Origin of the sequence: Urechidicola vernalis (assembly GCF_031846385.1) — a bacterium.
Taxonomy (GTDB): Bacteria; Bacteroidota; Bacteroidia; order Flavobacteriales; family Flavobacteriaceae; genus Urechidicola; species Urechidicola vernalis.
Window position 1 is genome coordinate 1 of record NZ_JAVRHV010000010.1, and the last position, 5,418, is coordinate 5,418.

The 5,418-nt window shown below is 45.6% G+C and carries 2 tRNA genes and 3 rRNA genes; all 5 read right to left on the bottom strand.

Annotated elements, in window-relative coordinates:
- Positions 1-42 precede the first annotated feature (42 nt).
- Positions 43-152: ribosomal RNA gene (gene rrf, locus RM519_RS13840) — 5S ribosomal RNA — on the bottom strand.
- A 142-nt stretch (positions 153-294) separates the two neighbouring features.
- Positions 295-3,175 (bottom strand): 23S ribosomal RNA (locus RM519_RS13845).
- A 105-nt stretch (positions 3,176-3,280) separates the two neighbouring features.
- Positions 3,281-3,354, bottom strand: a tRNA-Ala gene (locus RM519_RS13850).
- An 82-nt stretch (positions 3,355-3,436) separates the two neighbouring features.
- Positions 3,437-3,510, bottom strand: a tRNA-Ile gene (locus tag RM519_RS13855).
- 86 nt (positions 3,511-3,596) lie between these two features.
- Positions 3,597-5,116: ribosomal RNA gene (locus RM519_RS13860) — 16S ribosomal RNA — on the bottom strand.
- Together the 16S, 23S and 5S rRNA genes with 2 tRNA genes alongside form the textbook arrangement of a ribosomal RNA operon.
- Positions 5,117-5,418 lie beyond the last annotated feature (302 nt).

Below are 5,418 nucleotides of genomic sequence, written 5' to 3' on the forward strand. Positions count from 1 at the left end.
CATAAAAAAAACCTTCAACAATTGAATGTTGAAGGTTTTAAAAAAAGGCGATGACATACTCTCCCACCGGATGGCAGTACCATCTGCGCTGATAGGCTTAACTTCTCTGTTCGGGATGGGAAGAGGTGAGCCCTATCGCTATAACCACCTTAAGTTTTTAGTTGTTTTATAAAAACAACCGCAACTAGTGTTGCAATAAGTTAACATATAGAAAGTATAATTTTGTAAGAATTGAGTTATTTTAAGATTTCGTATTCAAAAAAAGTCTGCTCCTCCACCGAAGTGGAGGAACGCGTACATAAGCCTATGGGTTATTAGTACTACTCGGCTATGACATTACTGCCTTTACACCTATAGCCTATCAACGTGGTAGTCTCCCACGACCCTTTAAAGAAATCTCATCTTGTGATGGGTTTCGCGCTTATATGCTTTCAGCGCTTATCCCTTCCCGACGTAGCTACCCAGCAGTGCTCCTGGCGGAACAACTGGTACACTAGAGGTCAGTCCAATTCGGTCCTCTCGTACTAGAATCAGATTCACGCAAATTTCTAACGCCCGCTGCAGATAGAGACCGAACTGTCTCACGACGTTCTGAACCCAGCTCGCGTGCCACTTTAATGGGCGAACAGCCCAACCCTTGGGACCTTCTCCAGCCCCAGGATGTGACGAGCCGACATCGAGGTGCCAAACCCCCCCGTCGATGTGAGCTCTTGGGGGAGATCAGCCTGTTATCCCCGGAGTACCTTTTATCCTTTGAGCGATGGCCCTTCCATGCGGAACCACCGGATCACTATGCTCTTGTTTCCAACCTGATCGACCTGTATGTCTCTCAGTCAAGCACCCTTATGCCATTGCACTCTACGCACGGTTACCAAGCGTGCTGAGGGTACCTTTAGAAGCCTCCGTTACTCTTTTGGAGGCGACCACCCCAGTCAAACTACCCATCAAGCACTGTCCTCATCACTGAGTTAGGCTCTAGATAAGCAAAGGGTGGTATTTCAACAATGACTCCACAACGCCTAGCGACGCCGCTTCAAAGTCTCCCACCTATCCTACACATTACTTATCCAAAACCAATACTAAACTATAGTAAAGGTTCACGGGGTCTTTTCGTCCCGCAGCGGGTAATCGGCATCTTCACCGATACTACAATTTCACCGAGCTCATGGCTGAGACAGTGTCCAGATCGTTGCACCATTCGTGCAGGTCGGAACTTACCCGACAAGGAATTTCGCTACCTTAGGACCGTTATAGTTACGGCCGCCGTTTACTGGGGCTTCATTTGATTGCTTCGCCGAAGCTAACAACTCCATTTAACCTTCCAGCACCGGGCAGGTGTCAGACCCTATACATCAACTTTCGTTTTAGCAGAGTCCTGTGTTTTTGATAAACAGTCGCCTGGACCTTTTCACTGCGGCCCTGTATTGCTACAGGGCGACCCTTCTCCCGAAGTTACGGGTCTATTTTGCCTAGTTCCTTAGCCATGAATCTCTCGAGCACCTTAGAATTCTCATCCCAACTACCTGTGTCGGTTTACGGTACGGGTTCTTATTATCTGAAGCTTAGAAGATTTTCTTGGAAGTTCTTAATCACACTATCCACTCATCCGAAGAGTTGTGGTACTATCCTGCTTTAGCAAGTCTTGCGCATTTAACTACAAAACTTATACCTACACAGTTCAACGTACTATTCCGTCAGTACGCGGTGAGTTCATTACTCCGTCCCTCCATCGCAATAATAAGAAGTACAGAAATATTAATCTGTTGTCCATCGACTACCCCTTTCGGGTTCGCCTTAGGCCCCGACTAACCCTCAGCTGATTAGCATCGCTGAGGAAACCTTAGTCTTTCGGTGGGCGGGTTTCTCACCCGCCTTATCGTTACTTATGCCTACATTTTCTTTTGTAATCGCTCCAGCAGACCTCGCAGTCCACCTTCGGCGCTGATTACAATGCTCCCCTACCACTTGTATAAATACAAGTCCATAGCTTCGGTAATATACTTATGCCCGATTATTATCCATGCTCGACCACTCGACTAGTGAGCTGTTACGCACTCTTTAAATGAATGGCTGCTTCCAAGCCAACATCCTAGCTGTCTAGGTAGTCAAACCTCGTTAGTTCAACTTAGTATATATTTTGGGACCTTAGCTGATGGTCTGGGTTCTTTCCCTCTCGGACATGGACCTTAGCACCCATGCCCTCACTGCTGATTAACATTTTATAGCATTCGGAGTTTGTCAGGAATTGGTAGGCGGTGAAGCCCCCGCATCCAATCAGTAGCTCTACCTCTATAAAACTATAAATCAACGCTGCACCTAAATGCATTTCGGGGAGTACGAGCTATTTCCGAGTTTGATTGGCCTTTCACCCCTACCCACAGGTCATCCAAAGACTTTTCAACGTCAACTGGTTCGGTCCTCCACTGTGTGTTACCACAGCTTCAACCTGCCCATGGGTAGATCACTCGGTTTCGCGTCTACTACTACTAACTATGGTCGCCCTATTCAGACTCGCTTTCGCTTCGGCTCCATGACTTAATCACTTAACCTTGCTAGCAACAGTAACTCGTAGGCTCATTATGCAAAAGGCACGCCGTCACACGTAAACGTGCTCCGACCGCTTGTAAGCGTACGGTTTCAGGATCTATTTCACTCCCTTACTTAGGGTTCTTTTCACCTTTCCCTCACGGTACTAGTTCACTATCGGTCTCTCAGGAGTATTTAGCCTTACCGGATGGTCCCGGCTGATTCATACAGGATTACTCGTGTCCCGCACTACTCAGGATACCACTATCAATAACACTCTTTACTTATACGGGACTATCACCCTCTTCGGTCACTTTTTCCAAAGTGTTCTAATTCATTGTGCATCAAACAGCGTGGTCCTACAACCCCCATATTGCCGTAACAACATGGGTTTGGGCTAATCCGCGTTCGCTCGCCGCTACTGACGGAATCACTATTGTTTTCTCTTCCTCCGGTTACTTAGATGTTTCAGTTCACCGGGTTTGCCCCACTTACGTGGTAACATGTCTTCAACATGCTGGGTTGCCCCATTCGGATATCTGCGGATCAATTCATATGTGCTAATCCCCGCAGCTTTTCGCAGCTTATCACGTCCTTCATCGCCTCTGAGAGCCTAGGCATCCACCATACGCCCTTACTTAGCTTATTGTACTTTTTGCTTTTTTTAAATATTTATTTTCTTAAAATATCTCGATATCTTACGATATTATACTTTCAATATGTCAATGAACGTTGTGGCAAATAATTGCCGTTGTGGAGAATATCGGAGTCGAACCGATGACCTCCTGCGTGCAAGGCAGGCGCTCTAGCCAGCTGAGCTAATCCCCCATTAGTAATTCCAGAACTTCAATTCAGAATTAATAATTTAGAATTTCAACTTCTAGAATTTCCTTTGTAATAACAAATTTAGTAGTCTCGGGCAGACTCGAACTGCCGACCTCTACATTATCAGTGTAGCGCTCTAACCAGCTGAGCTACGAGACTCTATAATTAGTATTACTTTATATTTTAAAATTGACAGCTTGAGTAAAAAACGTATTTAATTGTAACCAACACATCTCTTTCTCTAGAAAGGAGGTGTTCCAGCCGCACCTTCCGGTACGGCTACCTTGTTACGACTTAGCCCTAGTTACCAGTTTTACCCTAGGCGGCTCCTTGCGGTGACCGACTTCAGGTACTCCCAGCTTCCATGGCTTGACGGGCGGTGTGTACAAGGCCCGGGAACGTATTCACCGGATCATGGCTGATATCCGATTACTAGCGATTCCAGCTTCACGGAGTCGAGTTGCAGACTCCGATCCGAACTGTGATATACTTTATAGATTCGCTCTCTGTCACCAGATGGCTGCTCTCTGTATATACCATTGTAGCACGTGTGTAGCCCAGGACGTAAGGGCCGTGATGATTTGACGTCATCCCCACCTTCCTCACGGTTTGCACCGGCAGTCTCGTTAGAGTCCTCAGCATGACCTGCTAGCAACTAACGATAGGGGTTGCGCTCGTTATAGGACTTAACCTGACACCTCACGGCACGAGCTGACGACAACCATGCAGCACCTTGTAAGTAGTCCGAAGAAATAGCTATCTCTAACTAATGCAACTTACATTTAAGCCCTGGTAAGGTTCCTCGCGTATCATCGAATTAAACCACATGCTCCACCGCTTGTGCGGGCCCCCGTCAATTCCTTTGAGTTTCAATCTTGCGATCGTACTCCCCAGGTGGGACACTTATCACTTTCGCTTAGTCACTGAAATAATCCAACAACTAGTGTCCATCGTTTACGGCGTGGACTACCAGGGTATCTAATCCTGTTCGCTCCCCACGCTTTCGTCCATTAGCGTCAGTATATACGTAGTAGACTGCCTTCGCAATCGGTATTCTATGTAATATCTATGCATTTCACCGCTACACTACATATTCTATCTACTTCCATATAACTCAAGACTACCAGTATCAAAGGCAGTTCCACAGTTAAGCTGTGGGATTTCACCTCTGACTTAATAGCCCGCCTACGGACCCTTTAAACCCAATGATTCCGGATAACGCTTGCACCCTCCGTATTACCGCGGCTGCTGGCACGGAGTTAGCCGGTGCTTATTCTTACAGTACCGTCAGCTTACTACACGTAGTAAGGTTTCTTCCTGTATAAAAGCAGTTTACAACCCATAGGGCCGTCTTCCTGCACGCGGCATGGCTGGATCAGGCTCTCGCCCATTGTCCAATATTCCTCACTGCTGCCTCCCGTAGGAGTCTGGTCCGTGTCTCAGTACCAGTGTGGGGGATCTCCCTCTCAGGACCCCTATTTATCGTAGTCTTGGTAAGCCGTTACCTTACCAACTAACTAATAAAACGCATGCCCATCTTTTACCGCCGAAACTTTAATAATGACAAAATGCTATGTCATTATATTATGGGGTATTAATCTTCATTTCTAAAGGCTATTCCCCAGTAAAAGGTAGGTTGCATACGCGTTACGCACCCGTGCGCCGGTCGTCAGCAAATAGCAAGCTATTCCTGTTACCCCTCGACTTGCATGTGTTAAGCCTGCCGCTAGCGTTCATCCTGAGCCAGGATCAAACTCTTCATTGTATAAATCTTAAATAATTTATAATGTGAATAGTCTCAAAAAAATTGGAGTCTTTCATAAGAAAAAACATCCGGTCTTTTACTCAATTTACGCTGTCAATTTCAATATTTTCAATGAACTTCTTTTATTCTATTTCTTAGCGGCTGCAAAGATAAAAACTCTTTTGATTCTGACAAAGAAAAAATAATAAAAATTTTATCTTTTTTTCAAAACCTCTAACCGCATTTTTTAAGAACAAACTCCTAAGAATTTTAAACCCCTAAAAGCGGATGCAAAAGTAAATCTTTTTTTATTCCTGACAAGT